Source organism: Pectobacterium sp. CHL-2024 (genome assembly GCF_044751765.1).
In the GTDB taxonomy this organism is placed as follows: Bacteria; Pseudomonadota; Gammaproteobacteria; order Enterobacterales; family Enterobacteriaceae; genus Pectobacterium; species Pectobacterium brasiliense.
Map to the genome: position 1 here is coordinate 77,411 of NZ_JBIXKO010000001.1, position 21,054 is coordinate 98,464.

Annotated in this window: 18 protein-coding genes; 15 read left to right on the forward strand and 3 right to left on the reverse strand. The window is 52.6% G+C overall.

The genetic code is table 11. The features are described from left to right. Window positions 1-269 precede the first annotated feature (269 nt). Together ACIPUG_RS00370 and slyA are read left to right on the forward strand one after the other, a co-directional pair. Complete coding sequence (locus ACIPUG_RS00370) at window positions 270-509, forward strand: DUF1289 domain-containing protein (RefSeq protein WP_071822592.1); 240 nt, start codon at window positions 270-272, stop codon at window positions 507-509. Between the two features lie 227 nt (window positions 510-736). Then, window positions 737-1,174: a transcriptional regulator SlyA gene (slyA, locus tag ACIPUG_RS00375; RefSeq protein ID WP_010276609.1), complete on the forward strand. Its 438-nt coding sequence runs from the start codon at window positions 737-739 to the stop codon at window positions 1,172-1,174. Between the two features lie 131 nt (window positions 1,175-1,305). Here the strand turns inward: slyA and ACIPUG_RS00380 are convergent, their stop codons facing one another. Next, a complete protein-coding gene (locus ACIPUG_RS00380; protein WP_005972534.1) occupies window positions 1,306-1,773 on the reverse strand; it encodes a glycine zipper 2TM domain-containing protein in 468 nt (155 codons plus the stop codon). Between the two features lie 349 nt (window positions 1,774-2,122). Between ACIPUG_RS00380 and anmK the strand changes: the two genes are divergently transcribed. The 5 genes from anmK to pdxY all read left to right on the forward strand — a co-directional run bounded on the left by anmK (window position 2,123) and on the right by pdxY (window position 6,899). Next, entirely contained in the window at window positions 2,123-3,235 is a 1,113-nt protein-coding gene (anmK, locus tag ACIPUG_RS00385; RefSeq protein WP_400336834.1) for an anhydro-N-acetylmuramic acid kinase, read from the forward strand. Window positions 3,236-3,332: 97 nt separating this feature from the next. Continuing rightward, entirely contained in the window at window positions 3,333-3,650 is a 318-nt protein-coding gene (locus ACIPUG_RS00390; RefSeq protein ID WP_039467780.1) for an MliC family protein, read from the forward strand. A gap of 107 nt (window positions 3,651-3,757) precedes the next feature. Beyond that, entirely contained in the window at window positions 3,758-4,441 is a 684-nt protein-coding gene (gene pdxH / locus ACIPUG_RS00395) for a pyridoxamine 5'-phosphate oxidase (RefSeq protein WP_039468073.1), read from the forward strand. Window positions 4,442-4,676: 235 nt separating this feature from the next. Then, complete coding sequence (gene tyrS / locus ACIPUG_RS00400; RefSeq protein WP_400336836.1) at window positions 4,677-5,954, forward strand: tyrosine--tRNA ligase; 1,278 nt, start codon at window positions 4,677-4,679, stop codon at window positions 5,952-5,954. An 84-nt stretch (window positions 5,955-6,038) separates the two neighbouring features. After that, on the forward strand, window positions 6,039-6,899 hold the full coding sequence (gene pdxY / locus ACIPUG_RS00405) for a pyridoxal kinase PdxY (protein ID WP_040035165.1): 861 nt from the start codon (window positions 6,039-6,041) through the stop codon (window positions 6,897-6,899). Window positions 6,900-6,937: 38 nt separating this feature from the next. On the opposite strand, the gene gstA is transcribed toward pdxY, so the two are convergent. After that, a complete protein-coding gene (gene gstA, locus ACIPUG_RS00410) occupies window positions 6,938-7,546 on the reverse strand; it encodes a glutathione transferase GstA (RefSeq protein ID WP_039525649.1) in 609 nt (202 codons plus the stop codon). A gap of 887 nt (window positions 7,547-8,433) precedes the next feature. Here gstA and ACIPUG_RS00415 point away from each other — a divergent pair. The 3 genes from ACIPUG_RS00415 (at window position 8,434) to ACIPUG_RS00425 (ending at window position 14,682) form a co-directional block, all read left to right on the forward strand. Then, window positions 8,434-9,738 carry a dicarboxylate/amino acid:cation symporter gene (locus ACIPUG_RS00415; RefSeq protein WP_400336839.1) on the forward strand — a complete coding sequence of 435 codons (1,305 nt, stop codon included), beginning with the start codon at window positions 8,434-8,436 and terminating at the stop codon, window positions 9,736-9,738. A 421-nt stretch (window positions 9,739-10,159) separates the two neighbouring features. Beyond that, window positions 10,160-12,832, forward strand: coding sequence for an aconitate hydratase AcnA (gene acnA, locus ACIPUG_RS00420; protein ID WP_039503303.1), 2,673 nt, complete (start codon window positions 10,160-10,162; stop codon window positions 12,830-12,832). Window positions 12,833-13,047: 215 nt separating this feature from the next. Further along, on the forward strand, window positions 13,048-14,682 hold the full coding sequence (locus ACIPUG_RS00425) for an ABC transporter substrate-binding protein (RefSeq protein WP_205563763.1): 1,635 nt from the start codon (window positions 13,048-13,050) through the stop codon (window positions 14,680-14,682). Between the two features lie 73 nt (window positions 14,683-14,755). Here ACIPUG_RS00425 and ribA read toward each other — a convergent pair whose 3' ends face one another. Continuing rightward, window positions 14,756-15,349 (reverse strand): GTP cyclohydrolase II, encoded by a 594-nt coding sequence (gene ribA / locus ACIPUG_RS00430; RefSeq protein WP_010276651.1) that lies wholly within the window; start codon window positions 15,347-15,349, stop codon window positions 14,756-14,758. 289 nt (window positions 15,350-15,638) lie between these two features. On the opposite strand from ribA, the gene pgpB reads away from it, so the two are divergent. The 5 genes from pgpB (at window position 15,639) to ACIPUG_RS00455 (ending at window position 21,030) form a co-directional block, all read left to right on the forward strand. Further along, a complete protein-coding gene (pgpB, locus tag ACIPUG_RS00435; protein ID WP_014915724.1) occupies window positions 15,639-16,415 on the forward strand; it encodes a phosphatidylglycerophosphatase B in 777 nt (258 codons plus the stop codon). Between the two features lie 344 nt (window positions 16,416-16,759). After that, a complete protein-coding gene (locus ACIPUG_RS00440) occupies window positions 16,760-17,701 on the forward strand; it encodes a D-ribose ABC transporter substrate-binding protein (protein WP_039509666.1) in 942 nt (313 codons plus the stop codon). 44 nt (window positions 17,702-17,745) lie between these two features. Then, a complete protein-coding gene (locus tag ACIPUG_RS00445; protein WP_400336842.1) occupies window positions 17,746-18,378 on the forward strand; it encodes a DUF2291 family protein in 633 nt (210 codons plus the stop codon). Continuing rightward, window positions 18,378-19,931, forward strand: a complete 1,554-nt coding sequence (locus ACIPUG_RS00450; protein WP_400336844.1) for a sugar ABC transporter ATP-binding protein — start codon at window positions 18,378-18,380, stop codon at window positions 19,929-19,931. The genes ACIPUG_RS00445 and ACIPUG_RS00450 overlap by 1 nt, the downstream gene beginning before the upstream one ends. Window position 19,932: 1 nt before the next feature. Further along, on the forward strand, window positions 19,933-21,030 hold the full coding sequence (locus ACIPUG_RS00455) for an ABC transporter permease (protein ID WP_039481026.1): 1,098 nt from the start codon (window positions 19,933-19,935) through the stop codon (window positions 21,028-21,030). The last annotated feature ends 24 nt before the right edge of the window (window positions 21,031-21,054 follow it).

The window sequence follows — 21,054 nt, forward strand, 5'->3', positions numbered from 1 at the left end:
CAGCAAAGAAGGAAGTATAGCGTTGTGGCGCTACCGAGTCCAAGCTGTTGGGATGATGCTAAAAATGCGACACTACAGTGAGGTTTGTGTTAAAACGTACTATCAGGAGGGGTAAATAGCGCGTTGGGGCAATTTTAGGCTGCCTGACGTGTAAAAAAATCGTCAGTTATTACAATGGTTACCTAATTATTTTCATTGTGACTGTCCGTTTGGGCTTGCCAGCGGTAAAGAACAGGGCTTCAATAAATAGAGTTGTAGCAGGAGGTGTTGTGCCAGAGCAACTTGAACTCTTTGTTGTCCCTAATCCATGCCGTGGTATTTGTCAGGCGGATGAAGGCGGATATTGTCGCGGTTGCTTTCGCAGTCGTAATGAGCGCTTTAGTTGGGGCCAAATGAGTGATGCGCAGAAACAGGATGTGCTGCGTTTGTGTCGGCAGAGAATGAAACGTTCACTGCGTTCAGAGAAATCCGATACACCAGCAGAGTCCCGTCAGCCATCGTTGTTCTAAGTTATCTTGTCTTAGATGATCTATTTACGTGAAATTTTGTTTAAGCAACGCAGGAGCGTTCGATTGAATAAAATAAGCCTGAGATCATTTTTAAAAGACTTTTATTTGATAGAATCCATTTCATATGGAGCTATTTTTACAACAATAAAGTCATTTTTTATTCTTATAAATCAGAGTTGATTGCAATCCAGGGATATAACTTAGCGTGCTAACAATAAGGAGAGGTGATGGAATTGCCATTAGGATCTGATTTAGCCCGTCTGGTGCGCGTATGGCGTGCACTGGTCGATCATCGATTAAAACCACTTGAACTGACTCAGACGCATTGGGTCACGTTGCATAACATATACCATCTACCCCCTGGGCAGTCGCAGATTCAACTCGCCAAAGCGATAGGTATTGAGCAGCCCTCATTAGTCCGAACACTGGATCAGCTTGAGGAAAAAGGGTTAATCACTCGCCACGTTTGTGCGCACGATCGTCGGGCAAAACGTATTATGCTGACTGAATCAGCAGAGCCAATCATACAGGCAGTCAATGGTGTAATTAGCCATACACGTAGTGAAGTCTTATTTGGTATTACGCCGGAGCAGGTGGATGAATTAGCGTTGCTGGTTTCGCGTCTTGAGAAAAATATATTGGCATTACATGAGAATCAAGCGTAGCTAAATTTGGGTTACGCAGAGGGAGAATTAAATCCCGGCAAGATTACCGGTATCGATTATTGGTTATTTATTCCGGGAGTTGATTATTCGTTGTGACGATCGCCGCAGAAAACGGCGATCGTCACACAGCATTACCGTGGGGAAACGGTAATACTGCGGCCATTGCTGGCCATGGCAACGCGTTGACCTGCGCTGAATTTCGTATCGCCTTGTTTCTGTACTACCATGATGGTACTGCCATCATCACGACGAATTTCCAGTTCTACGCCCTGTGTGCGGTTTAGCGCACCTGTAGCGCTTTGACCCGCTACACCACCGGCTACTGCGCCCGCTGCTGTCGCCAGACTACGACCGGAACCGCCGCCGATAGTGTTGCCCAGGAAACCACCCAGCACAGCACCGCCGAGTGCACCGATCACGTTAGAATCTTCTCCCGCCTGAATTTGAACCGGGCGCATAGAAACAATCGTACCGTAGGTCACGGTCTGTACCTGTTTAGCTTCGGATGCGCTGTAAACATCACCTGAAAGCGTACTGGTATTAGCACAACCAGCCAGCGTGATACCAGCAAGGGTAACCACAAGTAAACGCTTCATCATAATACAAACTCCTTAATCGCGAATATGTCGGGCTGGCTCAGCCTCGGCCGACGCAGTGTTATACCAATAAATTATGGTCTGGCTCAGTGTAGCATGCCACTCTTTTTACTCTTTTTTTCAGAATATAATAGTGCGCTTAAATTGCGTATAAACAGAGGAATAAATAGTACGAGAAAGGGCATTTTTTGTAGCAAATATTATCAAAAACCGATATTTGGTTAAAACCTAACCCGTGTGGCAAAAACGTAAAAAATTTAATAATTCAGCGTGTTAACGTGCTACTTTTATTCTCAACGTAACGGTTGTTATCGGTGTTCTCTTTTTATCCCACAGGGGCAAAGGCTATATAATGAGATCAGGCAGATATATTGGCGTAATGTCCGGCACCAGCCTTGATGGTGTGGATGTTGTGCTAGCCGCGATTGACGAACATACGGTTGCTCAGCAGGTCAGCTACTGTCACCCGATACCGCAGGACATCAAAATGGCCATCCTGGGGATGTGTCAGGGGCAGGCGGTGACGCTGTCGGCGCTGGGACAGCTGGATACCCGTCTGGGCATCTTGTTTGCCGAAGCTGTGCTGACGCTGCTTAAAGAGACGGAGCTGGGAGCGCAGGATATCACCGCGATTGGCTGCCACGGGCAGACGGTTTGGCATGAGCCCACGGGTGATGCGCCTTGTACGTTGCAGATCGGCGATAATAACCGCGTTGCCGCCTTGACTGGCATCACAACCGTAGGGGATTTTCGCCGCCGCGATTTGGCTTATGGCGGGCAGGGCGCTCCGCTGGTGCCATCGTTCCACCACGCGTTGCTGTTGCATCCTGTCGAACGACGCATCGTGCTCAATATTGGGGGCATCGCCAACCTGTCGCTGTTGGTGCCGGGTGCGCCCGTGCGTGGCTACGACACCGGTCCCGGAAATATGCTGTTGGATGCCTGGATCTGGCGGCACTGCGCGCAGCCGTATGACAAAGACGCCGCGTGGGCGATGAGCGGTCAGGTGAATCCGCTATTGCTACGCCGGATGCTGACCGATCCTTATTTTGCGTTGCGAGCGCCCAAAAGCACCGGGCGTGAGTATTTCAATCTGGGCTGGCTGGAAAGAATGCTGGCGGGCCTGCCGCCGATAGCGCCGCAGGATGTTCAGGCAACGCTGGTTGAGTTAACGGCGGTGAGCATCGCTGAACAGGTGCTGTTGGTCGGTGGGTGTGAACGCCTGCTGGTTTGTGGCGGTGGCGCGCGTAATCCGCTCATTATGGCGCGTCTCTCGGCGCTGCTGCCGGGTATCGAAGTTAGCACGACGGATGAGTGCGGCGTGAGCGGCGATGATATGGAAGCGCTGGCATTTGCCTGGCTGGCGTCACGCACGCTATCAGGGCTGCCGGGCAATTTGCCGTCTGTCACGGGCGCGAGCCAGGAAACGGTGTTAGGCGCGATTTATCCGGTCAACGCGGATTAATCAGATTTTGCCGAGAGGTTCATCGTTATCCTCTTGTTAAACTTAAACGAGCGGCAGCGCCAGTTGCCGCCATCGACAAGAATGACAGGAGAAAAGAATGAAACGATTGCTGACAGGGACAGCGCTGATTCTGCTGAGTGGATGCAGTTATTTTGGTCATAAACAGACGGTGGAAACGCTGCATTATCAATGCGGGACAATGCCGCTAACCGTGACGCTACAGCAGGGCGGTGAAGCGACTCCGCAGGTGAGTTTCCTGCTGGACGGTGAACGTCTCACGCTCCCTCAAGTGGTGTCTGCTTCTGGCGTCAGATACAGCAATGATACCTACACATTCTGGAGCAAAGGCGATCGTGCATTTATCCAACGGGGTGAACGGGTTATCATAGACGACTGCGTATTGGCACCGATGTAACTGACGCCGCACGCTAGTGATGTCGCTGCTGATTGCGATTTTTCGGGTACGGGAGCAAAATGGGATTTTCGCCCGCTTCTGGCCCGACATTGCGACAGCAGGATATTATGACTCAGGAACGCTCCCCTTCTGACGGTTCTCCTCTTATTCAACCCGCCGATATTGCTGACATCCGCCGTGAATACACGCGTGGCGGGCTTCGTCGTAGCGATCTTCCCGCGAACCCGCTGGATTTATTTGAACGCTGGCTAAAGCAGGCCTGCGACGCAAAACTGGCCGATCCTACCGCGATGTCCGTTGCGACCGTGGATGAGCACGGGCAGCCTTACCAGCGTATCGTTCTGCTGAAACACTATGATGAGAAAGGCATGGTGTTTTATACCAATATGGGCAGCCGCAAAGCCCATCATCTGGAAAACAATCCACGTATCAGCCTGCTGTTCCCTTGGCATATGTTGGAGCGGCAGGTCATCGTGCTGGGGCGTGTAGAGAAGCTGCCGGCGCTTGAGGTGCTGAAATATTTCCACAGCCGCCCGAAAGACAGCCAGATTGGTGCTTGGGTATCCAGGCAGTCCAGCCGGATTTCAGCGCGCGGCGTGCTGGAAAGCAAATTTTTGGAATTGAAGCAAAAATTCCAGAATGGCGAGGTGCCTTTGCCGAGCTTCTGGGGTGGCTTCCGCGTGGTTATCGATTCTGTCGAGTTTTGGCAGGGCGGTGAACACCGTCTGCATGACCGATTTTTCTACCAGCGGCAGGACGAGGGCTGGCAGATCGATCGTTTAGCGCCCTAATCGCGAAATATCCGTGTTAAACGCTGGCGCTCCTATCATCAGCACTTTATCCTATGAAGTTTCGCGCTGACTGGGCATTGCGCGGCGATATGGCGTTCATAGCCTGTTGCATAAAGTCATGCAGCAGCGAAATCATCATGCGACAGCAGGCAGGTATGCTGCGCATCTCTCACGGCGTTGTGCGTAAACCCAACGGGAACGTAACAGCCTGTTTTTTATAAAAATGGAGTTATCGATGGCGAGTAGTAACCTGATTAAACAATTGCAAGAGCGGGGCTTGATTGCCCAGGTGACGGATGAGGAAGCGTTAGCAGAGCGGCTGGCGCAAGGGCCAATTGCACTGTATTGCGGCTTTGATCCCACCGCCGACAGCTTGCATTTGGGGCATCTGGTGCCGCTGCTCTGCCTGAAACGCTTCCAGCTGTCTGGCCACAAGCCGGTGGCGCTGGTTGGCGGTGCCACGGGGCTGATCGGTGACCCAAGCTTTAAAGCCACAGAACGTAAGCTGAACACGGCTGAAACCGTGGGTGAGTGGGTAGAGAAGATTCGTCGTCAGGTTTCCCCATTCCTTGATTTTGACTGCGGTAAAAACAGTGCGATCGCGGCCAATAACTACGATTGGTTCGGCGGTATGAATGTGCTGGATTTCCTGCGTGATATCGGCAAGCACTTTTCCGTTAATCAGATGATTAGCAAAGAAGCGGTCAAACAGCGTTTAAACCGTGATGACGTCGGCATCTCGTTCACCGAGTTTTCCTACAACCTGTTGCAAGGGTACGACTTTGCTTCGCTGAACAAGCAGCATGATGTCGAGCTGCAAATCGGTGGTTCTGACCAGTGGGGCAACATCACGTCAGGTATCGATTTGACGCGCCGCATGAACCAGAAACAGGTTTACGGTTTGACTGTGCCGCTGATCACCAAGTCAGATGGGACAAAATTCGGTAAAACGGAAGGCGGCGCGATCTGGCTGGATGCCAGCAAGACCAGCCCTTACAAATTCTACCAGTTCTGGATCAACACGGCGGATGCCGACGTGTACCGCTTCCTGAAATTCTTCACGTTCATGAGCCTCGAAGATATCGATGCGCTGGAAGAAGAAGACAAAAACAGTGGCAAAGCTCCACGCGCGCAGTACGTGCTGGCGGAAGAAGTGACCCGTATGGTTCACGGCGAAGCCGGTCTGGAAGCGGCTCGTCGTATTACACAAAGCCTGTTCTCTGGTGCATTGCAGGATATGACGCAGGACGACTTTGCGCAGCTGGCACAGGATGGTATGCCGATTATCGAACTGGAAAACGGTGCGGATTTGCAACAGGCGTTGGTCAGCGCTGAGCTCGTGCCGTCACGCGGTCAGGCTCGTACGATGATCTCTTCGAATGCGGTCACCATTAACGGCGAAAAACAGGCTGACCCTGAATATACCTTCAGCGATGCCGACCGTCTGTTTGATCGCTACACCTTGCTGCGTCGCGGCAAAAAGTACTACTGCCTGATCTGCTGGAAAGCATAAGCATTACCGATAAGGGAGCGTTAGCTCCCTTTCTTCTTGTAAGTTGAGGCGCACAGGCGCTGGCAAGGATCTGAGTCATAGCTAATGAAAAATATACTTTCCATCCAGTCACATGTCGTTTTTGGTCATGCCGGTAACAGTGCGGCAGAGTTTCCGATGCGTCGGATGGGCGCAAACGTTTGGCCGTTGAATACGGTGCAGTTCTCCAATCATACCCAATACGGTCACTGGACGGGGTGTGTGATGCCCGCCAGCCACCTGACCGAGGTGGTGCAAGGAATTGCGAACATCGACAAACTGAAAACCTGTAATGCGGTGTTGAGCGGCTATATCGGCTCTGCCGAGCAAGGGGAACATATTCTGGGTATTGTTCGTCAGGTGAAAGAGGCTAATCCTGATGCGCTGTACTTCTGCGATCCGGTGATGGGTACGCCGGAGAAAGGCTGTATCGTCGCGCCCGGTGTGTCTGATTTCCACTGCCAGCAGTCGCTGCTTGCGGCCGACATTATCGCGCCGAATCTGCCTGAACTGGAACTGCTGGGTGGCCGTACCGTGCATAACGTGACCGAAGCTGTAGAGACCGCGCGTGCCCTGTGTGCAAAAGGGCCAAAAATCGTTCTGGTAAAACACCTGAGTCGTGCAGCCACGCGTGAAGACAGCTTTGAAATGTTGTTGGTGACGCCGACGGATGCCTGGCACATCAGCCGCCCGCTGGTAGAGTTTGAACGTCAACCTGTCGGTGTGGGCGATTTAACCAGTGGATTACTGCTGGTGAACTTGCTGAAGGGCGTGGCGTTGGATAAAGCGCTGGAGCACACTACGGCGGCGGTCTATGAAGTCATGCTGGTGACGAAAGAGATGAATGAGTATGAGTTGCAACTAGTTGCGGCTCAGGATGGGATTGCTAATCCGCGTCATCACTTCCAGGCGATTCGCCTGTCGTAAAACGTATAACGCCCCGAATACCGGGGCGTTATTGCATGCTAGCCTTTTAACCTTTCAACCTTAAGCGCGGTAACGACGGAAGGGCGTTCGGCGATATGGTCGAGGTAAGCTGCCAGCGCAGGGTAGCGGAACATATCCAGTTTTAGCGACTGCGCCCAGCGCATCACGGTAAACAGATACGCATCGGCGATACTAAAGCGGTTGGCGACCAGATAATTCTGTTCACTCAACACCAGATTGATATAGCGGAATTTGACCTGCAAATACTCCATCAACAGCTCTTTATACGTTTCCGGCGTGCCGGGACGGAAGAGCGGCGTAAACGTCTTGTGCAGCTCAGCAGAAATATAATTCAGCCATTCGAGCGTATGGTAGCGCGCCATACTGCCCGTCGGAGCGATAAGGTTACAGTGTGGAACCAGATCGGCAATGTACTCGGCAATAGCGACACCTTCAGTCAGGATAGACCCGTCATCCAGCTCTAGCGCTGGCACCATTCCTTTCGGGTTGATGAACGTATAGTCGGTGCCACGCTCTGTCTTTTTCGTGCGCAGATTGACCTTCTCCAGCTTGAATTCCAATTTGGACTCGATCAAAACAATGTGTGTAAAAAGAGAACTGCTTTCAGCTTTGTAAAACAGTTTCATGGAAACCCCTTCCTATTATTATTTTTCCATCAACACATGCGCTGATGATTGTTGAATAACGACATGTCGTTTTTTTACAACAAAACGTAACGGGAGAGTGTGAGGCCTCTTGCAAAATACTCCTTATGTATGATTTTTGCGTGAAATTTGGGCGATTTTGGCGGTGCAAAATCAAATTTTCATAGGTTATTCCAGGACGACCTTATGGGTTCTAACGGCGGCGATCGGTAAAGCCACACCGTGTGTGACAGAGGCCACTTTTGTCTGGGACAGAAACCGCAGCATTACGGATTGTGAGGGCGACTTCTGGGTTGGCAAGATCGCGATAGGCAGATGGAAGAAAGGGGAGATCTGGGCGGCGTTTTTCGACGCATGATTTATAGCGGTTAATTAATCATTACTAAATCTGTTGATAAGAAAAATTTCATTAGTGACAAGTTTCGTATTTTTCATGATACCGTCGATTTAAGTTATTTCCCCATGGTGAGCGTCTAATGGATATTCAAAAACATAAATAGGAAAAGGTATGAAGGGGAACTATTTCAAAGCGACGTTGATTAAACTACCCCTTTATTTATCGCATGTAATAAAGGAGGGGTAGTTATGTCCAACGGTTTTTGTAGCGCGCGTGCAATATTAATGAGCAGCGACGTTTCCAATTATACGTTACATCTCGTCGACATTTTTTCTATCAGTGATGGAAAAGCAAACACGCTTCCCGAGTAACTATTATCATCACATCAAAACACATTATCACCACATCAAGACACAGAGAATACGCCGATAAAATTCGGATAAGTCGTAGGTTGCTTACGCCTGTGCGTTAGGTGGCTCATGTTTGCTAATGGTGCGTATTGTCTGATTCTATTCATTATCATGAGGTTACTATGAAAAAGAACAGGTTATTATTTTTTATAGCCTTGGCTATTCTTCTCGGGATTATTGTCGGCGGCGCCTGTCATTCTTTATTAACGGAGCAGGAGGCCAAAGAGGTCGTATCCTACTTTAATTTAGTGACCGATGTTTTTCTGCGCCTGATAAAAATGATTATTGCGCCATTAGTTTTCGCCACATTGGTTTCTGGCCTTGCTAGCATGGGGAACTCTTCTTCCGTTGGCCGAATAGGGCTGAAGGCGATGGTGTGGTTTATTTGTTCTTCCGTGGTTTCTCTTTTTATTGGCATGATGTTAGCAAACATCTTTGAGCCTGGTGTCGGAATGAATCTCGTTATTCCAAGTACGCCAATAGCGGTAGAGACCGGCGTGAATACCGGTGGATTTACACTGAAAAGCTTCATTGCCCATATATTTCCACGCAGCATCGTCGAAGCGATGGCGAATAACGAAATATTGCAGATTCTGGTGTTCTCGATGTTTTTCGGTTCCGCGCTGGCTTTTGTGAAAGGCCAGAATAAACATGCCGTCACGATGGAATCGATGATTGAGGAACTGGCGAAAGTGATGTTCCGGGTGACGGACTATGTCATGCGGTTAGCGCCTCTGGCCGTATTTTCCTCTCTGGCGTCGTCTATTACGACTGAGGGGCTGGGGCTGCTCCTCGATTTTGGCAAAGTCATTGGTGAGTTCTACCTTGGTCTGGCGCTGCTGTGGGGGCTTATGTTCGGGGCTGGTGCACTGTTCCTCGGCAAGAAAGCAACCTGGGGTCTGATCAAACTGCTGCGCGAACCCAGTATGCTGGCGTTTGCCACCGCCAGCAGCGAAGCGGCCTATCCGAAAACGATGGAAGCGCTGAGCGAATTCGGCGTTCCCAAAAAAATCACCAGCTTTGTACTCCCGTTGGGGTATTCCTTTAACCTTGTCGGTTCCATGATTTATCAGGCTTTTGCCATTCTGTTCATCGCGCAGGCTTACAATATCCACTTAAGCTTTACGGAGCAGACACTGATTCTGCTGACGCTGATGATCACCAGTAAAGGCATGGCTGGCGTGGCACGCGCCGCGGTCGTGGTAGTAGCAGCCACCTTGCCGATGTTCAGCTTACCCGAAGCGGGCATTTTGCTGATTATTGGTATCGATCAGTTCCTGGATATGGGCCGCACGGCGACCAATGTGATTGGTAACGGCATGGCGACCGCAGTTGTGGCCAAGCTCGAGCGAAACCACGATCTGGAAGAACCCGATCATGAGCATGCCGACGAAGAGGCACCTGTGATGGCTGCCGGAAATGTCTAAATTAAGGTCAGGTTAATACACTGAGACAAGAGACAAGCGGCCTTCGGGCCGCTTGTCTCTTCGCTCTCATCCGCACGCGGCTGTGACCGTTTTCCATCCTCTTCACGTTCCCATTGGCGTTTATTCTGGCTTGCTTCTTTTCAATAGCTAACGGCTATCGCTGCGTTCATATCGCATTGTTGCAAAAACGTTATTTTTTGTTTGTGTTATCTTTAAATAAGACCGCAAGCTCAGGCTGGTTATTGATTAATCGCCCGATGCAGAATAACGAATATCCCCTAAATAATTCGAGTTTCAGGAAGGCGGCAAGTGAGGGAATCCCGATGAGCTTACTCAAGTAAGTGATTCGGGTGACCGAATGAAGCCAACGCACATGCAACTTGAAGTATGACGGGTATAGCAAGTTAATTTGGGAGGAAGCATGTCATCACACCTTCGCGACACTTGTCTGGACACACTGACGGTACAGAAGCAGATTTACCATTACTACAGCCTGCCGAAGGCGGCGAAAACGCTTGGGAACATCGATAAATTACCGAAGTCGCTCAAAGTGCTGCTGGAGAATTTATTGCGGCATCAGGACGGCGACACGGTAGAGCAGGACGATCTTCAGGCGGTTGTAGACTGGCTGAAGACGGGCCATGTTGACCGGGAAATCGCCTATCGTCCCGCGCGTGTATTGATGCAGGACTTTACCGGCGTGCCTGCCGTGGTCGATCTGGCGGCAATGCGAGCGGCGGTGAAACGGCTGGGCGGCGATGTGAATAAGGTTAACCCGCTGTCGCCGGTCGATCTGGTGATTGACCACTCGGTGACGGTTGACCATTTCGGCGATCGTCAGGCACTCGTGGATAACACGCAGTTGGAAATGGCGCGTAACCGTGAGCGTTATGAGTTTTTACGCTGGGGACAAAATGCCTTTAGTTACTTCAGCGTCGTGCCGCCGGGAACCGGAATTTGCCATCAGGTGAATCTGGAGTATCTCGCCAAGGCTATCTGGTATGAAAAGCAGGGCGACAAACAGTTTGCCTATCCCGATACGCTGGTGGGAACCGATTCGCATACCACGATGATTAACGGTTTAGGTGTGCTCGGCTGGGGCGTCGGCGGGATAGAAGCCGAGGCAGCAATGCTGGGGCAGCCTGTGTCGATGCTGATCCCTGACGTGGTCGGCGTCAAGCTAAGCGGCAAGATGCGCGAAGGGATCACGGCAACCGATCTGGTTCTGACGGTCACGCAGATGCTGCGTAAGCACGGCGTGGTCGGTAAATTTGTGGAATTTTACGGCGATGGACTGGATTCGCTGCCGCTGGCGGATCGCGCAACCATCGCCAACATGGCACCGGAATATGGTGCGACCTGCGGCTTTTTCCCTATCGATCAAATCACGCTGGATTACATGCGGTTGACCAACCGCGCGGAAGAACAGATCGCGCTGGTGGAAGCCTACAGTAAGCAGCAGGGGCTGTGGCGCAATACGGGTGATGAGCCGGTATTTACGAGCCAGCTCGCGCTGGATTTGTCGACGGTGGAAACCAGTCTGGCAGGGCCGAAACGCCCGCAGGATCGGGTGCCTTTAGCGGGCGTGCCGGAAGCCTTTAAAGCCAGCCGGGAGCTGGAAGTCAGCGCGGTGAAGAACCGTTCTGACTATGAAGAATTCACGTTGGAAGGCGAAACGCACCGTTTACAGCAGGGGGCCGTCGTGATCGCCGCGATCACCTCCTGTACCAATACCTCTAACCCGAGCGTGCTGATGACGGCCGGACTGCTGGCAAAAAATGCCGTAGAGCGCGGTCTGAAAACCAAGCCGTGGGTCAAGACCTCGCTGGCGCCGGGCTCTCGGGTCGTAACGGATTACTATGCTAAAGCGGGATTGACACCGTTCCTCGACGAGCTGGGATTCAATCTGGTGGGCTACGGCTGTACCACCTGTATTGGTAACTCAGGCCCGCTGCCGGATGCGATCGAAGCGGCGATAAAAGCCGGCGATCTGACGGTCGGCGCAGTGCTGTCAGGCAACCGTAACTTTGAAGGCCGTATTCATCCGCTGGTGAAGACGAACTGGCTGGCATCGCCGCCGCTGGTGGTCGCGTACGCGCTGGCGGGGAATATGAACGTCGATCTGACGCAAGAACCGCTGGGTGAAGATCGTGACGGGAAAGCCGTCTACCTGAAAGATATCTGGCCGTCGACGAAAGCGGTGGCGGACGCGGTATTGAATGTCAGCGCGGGCATGTTCCACAAGCAATATGCCGCCGTGTTTGAAGGCACGCAGGAGTGGCAAGATATTGAGGTCGACAACAATCCTACCTATCAATGGCCGGAAGAATCGACCTATATCCGCCAGACGCCTTTCTTCCTGGATATGGGGAAAGAGCCTGAGCCGGTTCAGGATATCCACAACGCGCGGATTCTGGCGATGCTGGGCGATTCGGTGACAACCGACCATATCTCTCCGGCAGGCAACATCAAGCGCGACAGCCCGGCAGGGAAATATTTGCTAGAGCGCGGCGTCGAAACTGCGGAGTTCAACTCTTACGGTTCACGGCGTGGTAACCACGAAGTGATGATGCGCGGGACGTTTGCCAACATTCGTATCCGCAATGAAATGGTGCCCGGTAAAGAGGGCGGCTATACCCGCCACATCCCGTCGCAGAATGAGATGACGATCTATGATGCGGCGATGCGCTACAAGGACGAAAATGTCCCGCTGGCACTGTTTGCTGGTAAAGAGTATGGCTCCGGTTCCAGCCGCGACTGGGCCGCGAAAGGCCCGCGCTTGCTGGGCGTCCGCGTGGTGATTGCCGAATCGTTTGAACGTATTCACCGTTCTAACCTGATCGGGATGGGGATTCTGCCGCTGGAGTTTCCTGACGGCGTGACGCGTAAAACGCTGCAATTAACCGGCGACGAGCAAATTTCGATTACGGGGCTAAATCAGCTGACGCCGGGAGCAACGGTTGAGGTCAACATCACGGATAGCAGCGGTAACACGCAGACCATCAGTACCCGCTGTCGCATCGATACCCGTAACGAACTGACCTACTACCAGAACGACGGCATCCTGCACTACGTTATCCGCAATATGCTGTAACTCCACTCCTGTTCAGACCTGCTGCGCTGGTGCACCTTCTTCCTCTGCACCAGCGCACGTTTTCCCACATGAAAGACTCGAATCCTCTGGTGAATTGTGGTTAGGTTATTGTGATGCTAACTACATGGGGAATAAGTAAAAACTATTGCCCAGCCACGCCCCGAATACGACGCCAATGCCGCTTGAAGAATGCCGGGGATATAACAGGAGGTTATATGAATGAGTTGATCAAAAAACGTTTTAAACACTCGCTGCTGTTTCTCACGCTGTGTGCAACAGGCGCGATGACATCGGCTTTTGCTGCTCAGGTTCCTGCTGGTGTGGAACTGGCGGATAAACAAGAGCTGGTGCGGGGTAACGGTTCAGAGCCTGCGTCGTTAGATCCGCATAAGGTGGAAAGCGATGTAGAAGGCCACATTATTAATGACTTCTTCGATAATTTGGTTCGCGTGGGCGATGACGGCACCATTCAGCCGCGACTGGCCGAGCGCTGGGATAATAAAGACAACACGGTGTGGACGTTCCACCTGCGGCCTGATGCCAAATGGTCCGATGGTTCACCGATTACCGCAGATGATGTGGTGTATAGCTGGAGACGCCTTAGCGACCCTAAAACGCTGTCACCTTACGGCACCTATGTCGCCAGTATGTATGTGAAGAACGCGGCGGATATTCTGGCGGGTAAGAAAGCGCCGGATTCGCTGGGTGTGAAAGCCTTGGACAGCCACACGGTGGAAGTCACGTTAGAACACCCGCTGTCGTATTTTCTGGAAATGTCGGCGTACCATATTCTGGTCCCGCTGCCGAAAGCGGTTCTCGAAAAACACCCTGATAACTGGACGCAGGTCGGAAATTTCGTCAGCAGTGGCCCCTATACGCTGAGCGAATGGGTGGTTAACGAACGTATCGTCGGCAAGCGCAATAGCCAGTATTGGGATAACGCGCATACCATCATTAACAAAGTGACGTATCTGCCGATCAGCTCGCAGGCGGCGGAGCTGAATCGCTATAAATCCGGCGAAATTGATGTCACGGGCATTCTGTCGCCCGTTCAATTCGCATCGCTGAAAAAAGAGTATCCGCAGGAGGTGAAGGTATCACCACAGATCGGAACCTATTTTTATCGCTTCAATACGCAAAAAGCCCCTTTTGACGATCCCCGCGTCCGTCGCGCACTGGATCTCAGTTTGGATAAAAATATCATCGCAAATAATGTGTTAGGTATGGGGCAGACGCCTGCTTACAGCCTGATTCCCAAAAATATAGGGGGCTTCCAGCGCAAGGATCCAGAGTGGGCAAACTGGACGCAGCAGCAGCGTAATGACGAAGCGAAGAAACTGTTGAAAGAGGCTGGGTTTGATGACAAGCATCCGCTGAAATTCAACCTGCTTTACAACACCTCCGAGTCACATTTACGCGTGGCAATTGCCGCCAGTTCAATGTGGAAGAAGAATCTTGGGTCGGAAGTGACGTTGCAAAATCAGGAATGGAAAACGATGCTGGATACCGTACGTACCGGTAACTTTGAGGTGGTCAGACAGTCCTGGACTGGGGATTACAACGAAGCCAGTACATTCTTGAATACGCTGGAAACGAATGACAGCAACAACAACGGTAAATTCAGTCATGCACAATATGATGCGTTGTTGAAAAAGGCGCTGACGGCGAAGGATAAGCAGGAGAAAGAGGCGATTTATCAACAAGCTTCGGATATTTTAGATAGCAACGTTCCTTTGTTGCCCATCTACTACTATGTCCAGCCGCAGATGGTTAAGACCTACATCGGTGGTTTTTCCCCCAATGTGCGTGGTGATTATTACACGCAAGACATGTACATCCTCAAGCATTGATCCCAATAAAACAGCCGGTTAAAAACCGGCTGTGAGCATGGAAAGAAACGATCCTGACGTGAAAGCGGGATCGTTACTTCATATCCAGCAGGTGCCCCATTTTGGCCGCCTTGGTCGCCAGATAGTTCTCATTCTTCGGGTTGCGCCCGACAATTAATGGCACGCGCTCAACGATATTGATGCCCGCTTCGTTGAGTATTTTCACTTTCTGCGGGTTGTTGGTCAGCAGGCGAACTTCATCAACGTCGAGCAGCTTGAACATATCGGCGCACAGCGTGAAATCGCGCTCGTCGGCGGCGAACCCAAGCTGATGATTGGCTTCCACCGTATCGGCTCCCAGATCCTGCAAGGCATAAGCGCGGATTTTATTGAGCAGCCCAATATTACGGCCTTCCTGACGGTGGTATAGCAGCACGCCGCGACCTTCTTCGGCGATGTGGCTCAGTGCCGCTTCAAGCTGGAAACCACAGTCGCAGCGCAGGCTAAACAGGGCATCCCCCGTCAGACACTCGGAGTGCACGCGGGCGAGTACGGGAACTGAACCGGAAATATCACCATAAACCAGAGCAAGGTGATCGTGGCCCGTGGCGATCTCTTCGAAACCTACCATCAGGAAATCGCCCCACGGGGTGGGCAACTTGGCTTCCGCCACCCGTTTTAGCTGCATACTTTTCTCCAAAAAATCTGTATCCAAAAAGCTGTGTCCAAAAAACGTGTCTAAAAACAAGAATGCTGAGGCGAATCCTACTGCGACCCATCGCGCTTGACCAGTAAAAAAGCCTGTCTAAGAATGTCACAAAAATTGAATTATAACGTGGTCAGACCGCAGTCTGGTTTCAGGTTCGTTGACAGAACTGAGCGCTATTTTACGCCATACTGACAGTTCGTGTCGGATTTTCTGATAGAATTGTGAAAGTTTTGTTGCATAGCATCATGCTGAATTATGGGAAGAAATTATGTACGAAATTGCCAAACGAACAACCATTGGCGCAGCGCTATTACTGATTATGCCAATGATTATCTGGATGAGCGGTTGGCAGTGGCAGCCGGAGTACGACGGACTCTGGTTACGCGTACTCTTCTGGATTACAGAAACGGTGACATCGCCGTGGGGCATTCTGACCAGCATCGTCCTCAGTATCTGGTTTCTCTGGTGCCTGCGTTTTCGCCTGAAACCCGCGCTCGGCCTGTTGGTCATCATGGCAATTACGGTGCTGATTGGACAGGGAATCAAATCGGCGATTAAAGAGTGGGTGCAGGAATCACGGCCCTATGTGGTCTGGCTGGAGAAAAATCATCAGGTGGACGACAGCTATTTCTATTCGCTGCCGCGTAAGGAGCGTTCGGAACTGGTGAAAACACAGTTGCAGGACCAAACGCAGATTCCACAATGGCTGCGCAGCCACTGGCAGTTTGAAACCGGCTTTGCTTTCCCCTCCGGGCACACCATGTTTGCTGCAACCTGGGCGCTGCTGGGCGTTGGGCTGCTGTGGGCGCGTCGGCATTATAAAACGGTGGTGATCCTGATGCTCTGGGCCAGTGGCGTTATGGGTAGCCGCCTGGTACTCGGCATGCATTGGCCGCAGGATTTGGTGGTGGCGACGTTAATTAGCTGGTTGCTGGTGGTGGTTGCCAGCTGGCTGGCGCAGCGCTGGTGCGGCCCGCTCTCGCTCCAGTATGAAGAAATCAAAGAACAGGCGGAGGAGGATGCCGCCGAAAATAAATCCTCGTAGCTTTTGAGTTACCGTTCCTGTTTTAGGTTGTACTCCATAGATAATCCCCTGTAGTGCGTACCCTGCGGATGACCTCGGTCATCCGCATTTTTATGACGCCGACTTATCCGTCACCCTGCGTGCCGCTGCTGACGCAACGTTAAAAATTCCTCCCGGAACTTTTTTATCTCTCTTGTCTCTGTTTTTTCCCGACTCTCACCGCTATCGCCTCGCGCAAAATGTAAACAATTTGTGAGCTGCTTCGCTATTCCTGTTTTTGCTGTTGGACAATTTTTCGGTTGGTTGTAAAACTTCATTTGAATGTTAATTCAGTATTGAATATATATTCAAACAGGGGAATAACAATGAAACCTTACCGTCTGAAATCCTCCCTGCTGGCCATCATGTTTTCCTTCTCTGCCGGTGCGTTCGCCGCAGATAACGGGTTGATCGCCATAATTACCCCTTCACATGACAATCCGTTCTTTAAAGCCGAAGCCGAAGGTGCCAGAACCAAAGCCATCGAACTGGGCTACACCACGCTGGTGGCGTCGCATGACGATGACGTCAGCAAGCAAAATCAGCTGATTGAAACCGCCATTGCCCGCAAGGCGAAAGCCATCATTCTGGATAATGCCGGGGCTGATGCGACCATTGGCCCGTTGAAAAAAGCGAAAGCTGCCGGTATTCCCGCCTTCCTGATCGACCGTGAAATCAATGAAACCGGCGTGGCCGTGGCGCAGATCGTTTCCAATAACTATCAGGGCGCGCAGCTCGGTGCGGAGAAATTCGTCGAACTGATGGGGCACAAAGGCAAATACGTCGAGCTGATTGGTCGCGAGTCAGACACCAATGCGCACGTCCGTTCGCAGGGCTATCACGATGTGATCGACCAATATAGCGACATGAAGCGCGTCGCCAGACAAACGGCGAACTGGAGTCAGACGGAAGCCTTTACTCGCATGGAAGCCATCTTGCAGGCAAATCCGGATATCACTGGCGTCATTTCCGGCAACGACACGATGGCGCTGGGGGCGGAAGCCGCGCTGAAAGCGGCGGGGCGTCACGACGTGATTGTGGTGGGCTTTGACGGCAGCGACTACGTGCGCGATTCCATCATCAATAAAGGCAATATTAAGGCCACGGTGCTGCAACCGGGCTGGCAACAGGCGCAGATGGCGGTCGAACAGGCGGATTACTACCTGAAGAACGGCAAGGCACAGCATGAAGAGAAACAGCTGATGGACTGCATTCTGATCGACGAATCTAACGCGACCAAACTCAACACCTTTGCGTTGAAACCGTAATTAAGGCGGCAGGAGCATCAGCTCCTGCTGATAAAGGAGTCGTTATGCTGTTTGATGAACGATACCGCGCCTGTTGGGTTGGGCTCTGCGCCTTGCTGCTGTCGGCCTGTACGGTGGTCGATCTGGATGAAAACGGTAAACCGATCATTCCGGTCGACCCAGCGGCTACACCGGGCTATAGCACCATGACGCCAGAGAACATCGCGACAGCGCTGTGGCAGCCGAAGTTGCTCCCAACTGCGCAGCAGCAGGCGCTGTCCTGGGACGAGGTGAAGAAAACGCAGGCAACGCTGGAGGGTTCGGCGCGTAAAGCTGTCTACGCACGGCTTCAGGGCACGGTCAGCGGGATTGATCGGGAAAGTCGCGAAGGAAAATTGACGCTTGATGTGCAAGGTGACGCCGTCACGCTTCAACTTGGGCCCATCGTTAAAGGCAATGCCATTCGCGATGCGGCTGGGTTTATTCGCTTTGATGACTTCAAAAATCAGGTGCAGTTTGCCCAACTGGCTCGCGCGTTGAATAACAAAGCGCTCGCGTCATTGCCGGAGCTGGATGCAGGTGTACAGGGTAAGCCCGTTAACGTACTGGCGGCATTGGTGGTGACCAAACAGGGCATCAGCGAAGCGGTGCCGATGACGTTAAACCTGACCGAAACGAGCGGCGGAGGGGCGCAGTGATGGAAAAACCAGACACTTCTCTGCAATCAAATGCGGTGAACCGACCCGATATCGTGATGGCGACCCGCGGCATCACCATGCTGTTTCCCGGTACCAAAGCGCTGGATAACGTCGATTACAACGTGTATCGCGGCAAGGTCAACGTGATTATTGGTGAGAACGGGGCGGGTAAATCGACGCTGATGAAGATTCTGGCTGGTGTGCAGCAGCCGACGTCCGGCCAGATTCTGCTGAATGGCGAAGCGGTGCGCATCGTGGATACGCGTGATGCGGCGGCAAAAGGCATTGGCATGGTGCATCAGGAACTCAACCTGTCCGAGAACCTGAGCGTGGCGGAGAACATCTTCCTGGGCCGAGAACTGCAAAAAGGCGTTGCGCCTATCGACTATCTGGCGCAGGAGCGGATTGCGGCGGAGCTGATGGCGCGCCTCGATCAGGATATTTCACCGCGTACCGAGGTTGCCAACCTGAAAGTCGGCCAGCAGCAACTGGTGGAAATCGCCAAGGCGCTGGCGGATCAGGCCGACATTCTGATTCTGGACGAACCCACCTCTGCGCTGAGCAAAACGGAGGTCGAGATTCTGTTTCGCGTGATCCGCGAGCTGACGCGCCAGAATGTGTCGATTATCTACATTTCACACCGGCTGGAAGAGCTGATGGCGATTGGTGACTACATCACCATCCTGCGCGACGGGTGTTTTCAGGCAGAGGCGGCCGTTAGCGACATCGACGTGCCGTGGATCGTGCGGGAAATGCTCGGCGGTGACCCTGTCACCAGCTTTCTGCATCCGGGCAGAACGTTTGGTGCGCCCGTGTTGGAAGCGGAACACCTTACCTGCCTCAATGATGCCGGGCATCAGGTGGTCAATGATGTGTCGCTGATGGTGCGTGAAGGGGAAATCGTCGGCATTTATGGGCTGATGGGGGCGGGGCGTACCGAACTCTTCGAGTGTCTACTGGGTATTCAGAATGATTATCTGGGCAAGATTTATCTCGATAGCAAACCGGTTAATCCGCGGCTCTCTACCGCGCAGCGCATTCGTATGGGCATGAGTCTGGTGCCGGAAGATCGCAAGAAAACCGGCATCTTTCCGCTCTCGTCGGTGGCTTCCAATCTCACCATCGCCAGCCTGTGGCGGCGGCTGAAATACGGCATGGCGATCTTCCAGCGGCAAGAGCAGGAAGTGGTTGCCAGCACGATTGGGCAACTGGCGATCAAAGTTTCTTCGCCCGAGGTGGAAATTCAGGCGCTCAGCGGCGGCAATCAGCAAAAAGTGGTGATTGGTCGCTCGCTGCTGACCAGCCCCAAGGTGCTGCTGCTGGATGAACCCACGCGAGGCATTGATGTGGGTGCCAAAGCCGACGTATTTGAAATGATGGTCGGGCTGTCGGAACAGGGCATCGGCGTGCTGTTTTCCACCTCGGATTTGAAAGAAATTATGGCGGTATCGGACCGTATTTTAGTGATGTCGAATGGCAAGCTGACGGCGAATATCGTGCGTCAGTCGGCCAGCGAGTCGGCATTGGTTTCGGCAAGTGCACAAGGGTTCTGACATGAAAACGACTCACCTTCCGGCGGCGTCAGGCGCGCTATCACCGGGTAAGTTTGTACGCTCACGAGAGAGCATCCTGCTGTTGATTCTCAGGCTGCGCACGTTTATCGCGCTGTTCCTGATTCTGGGGTTCTTTGCCTTCACGGTGCCCGGATTTTTGGCCACAGGCAGCCTGATCATCATGGTTAAGCACATTGCCATCAATGCGTTTCTGGCGCTGGGGATAACGTTTGTCATCATCACCGCCGGGATTGACCTGTCAATCGGTGCCACGTTAGGGCTGTGCGGCATGGTGGCGGGCTACATGATTACTCAGGGAATTGTGCTGCCCATGTTCGGCGTCGCGATTTTCCCCAGCGTGTGGGTCATCGTGCCTGTCGTGCTGCTGATTGGCGCGCTCATTGGTGCCATCAACGGCTGGATCATCACGCGGTATAACGTTGCGCCCTTTATCTGCACGCTCGGAACGATGTACATCGTGCGTGGGGCATCGATGCTGATTTCCGGTGGGGAGACATTCCCCGGCTTGGGCGGTAACCCGCAGTTGGGCAACACCGGTTTTGAGCTGATTGGCTCCGCCACGATCCTGGGATTACCGCTGGCCATCTGGCTGATGCTGGTGCTGGCCGTGGTGATTGCCTACGTGGCGCGCCGCCTGCCGTTCGGCCGTCATGTCTATGCGATTGGTGACAACGAGCGTGCCGCTGAACTCTCCGGCGTCAAAGTGCGTCAGGTTAAAGTCTGGGTCTACACCATTTCCGGCTTCTGCGCGGCTATCGCGGGCATCGTGGTGTCCTCTCAGTTGGTTGCCAGCCATCCGGCAACGGGCACCGCCTTTGAAATGAACGCGATTGCTGCTGTGGTGCTCGGCGGAACGTCGCTGGCAGGCGGGCGCGGCACGATTCTGGGCACGCTGATTGGCGCGTTTGTTATCGGGATTCTTGCCGACGGGCTGGTGATGATGGGCGTAAGTGAATTCTGGCAGATGGTGATTAAAGGCATCGTCATCATTGTGGCGGTGATTATCGACCAGATGCAAAACCGCATGCAGCACAAGGCCGCCATTGTGTCACAGAAGGCCGCGGCGGAAGGGACATAGTTAAGAGTAACTAGCACGGGGCGT

Coding starts and splice junctions, on each gene's coding strand:
- slyA (WP_010276609.1), top strand. CDS start 737: ATGGAATTGCCATTAGGATCTGATTTAGCCCGTCTGGTGCGCGTATGG.
- ACIPUG_RS00380 (WP_005972534.1), bottom strand. CDS start 1,773: ATGATGAAGCGTTTACTTGTGGTTACCCTTGCTGGTATCACGCTGGCT.
- anmK (WP_400336834.1), top strand. CDS start 2,123: ATGAGATCAGGCAGATATATTGGCGTAATGTCCGGCACCAGCCTTGAT.
- ACIPUG_RS00390 (WP_039467780.1), top strand. CDS start 3,333: ATGAAACGATTGCTGACAGGGACAGCGCTGATTCTGCTGAGTGGATGC.
- pdxH (WP_039468073.1), top strand. CDS start 3,758: ATGACTCAGGAACGCTCCCCTTCTGACGGTTCTCCTCTTATTCAACCC.
- tyrS (WP_400336836.1), top strand. CDS start 4,677: ATGGCGAGTAGTAACCTGATTAAACAATTGCAAGAGCGGGGCTTGATT.
- pdxY (WP_040035165.1), top strand. CDS start 6,039: ATGAAAAATATACTTTCCATCCAGTCACATGTCGTTTTTGGTCATGCC.
- gstA (WP_039525649.1), bottom strand. CDS start 7,546: ATGAAACTGTTTTACAAAGCTGAAAGCAGTTCTCTTTTTACACACATT.
- ACIPUG_RS00415 (WP_400336839.1), top strand. CDS start 8,434: ATGAAAAAGAACAGGTTATTATTTTTTATAGCCTTGGCTATTCTTCTC.
- acnA (WP_039503303.1), top strand. CDS start 10,160: ATGTCATCACACCTTCGCGACACTTGTCTGGACACACTGACGGTACAG.
- ACIPUG_RS00425 (WP_205563763.1), top strand. CDS start 13,048: ATGAATGAGTTGATCAAAAAACGTTTTAAACACTCGCTGCTGTTTCTC.
- ribA (WP_010276651.1), bottom strand. CDS start 15,349: ATGCAGCTAAAACGGGTGGCGGAAGCCAAGTTGCCCACCCCGTGGGGC.
- pgpB (WP_014915724.1), top strand. CDS start 15,639: ATGTACGAAATTGCCAAACGAACAACCATTGGCGCAGCGCTATTACTG.
- ACIPUG_RS00440 (WP_039509666.1), top strand. CDS start 16,760: ATGAAACCTTACCGTCTGAAATCCTCCCTGCTGGCCATCATGTTTTCC.
- ACIPUG_RS00445 (WP_400336842.1), top strand. CDS start 17,746: ATGCTGTTTGATGAACGATACCGCGCCTGTTGGGTTGGGCTCTGCGCC.
- ACIPUG_RS00450 (WP_400336844.1), top strand. CDS start 18,378: ATGGAAAAACCAGACACTTCTCTGCAATCAAATGCGGTGAACCGACCC.
- ACIPUG_RS00455 (WP_039481026.1), top strand. CDS start 19,933: ATGAAAACGACTCACCTTCCGGCGGCGTCAGGCGCGCTATCACCGGGT.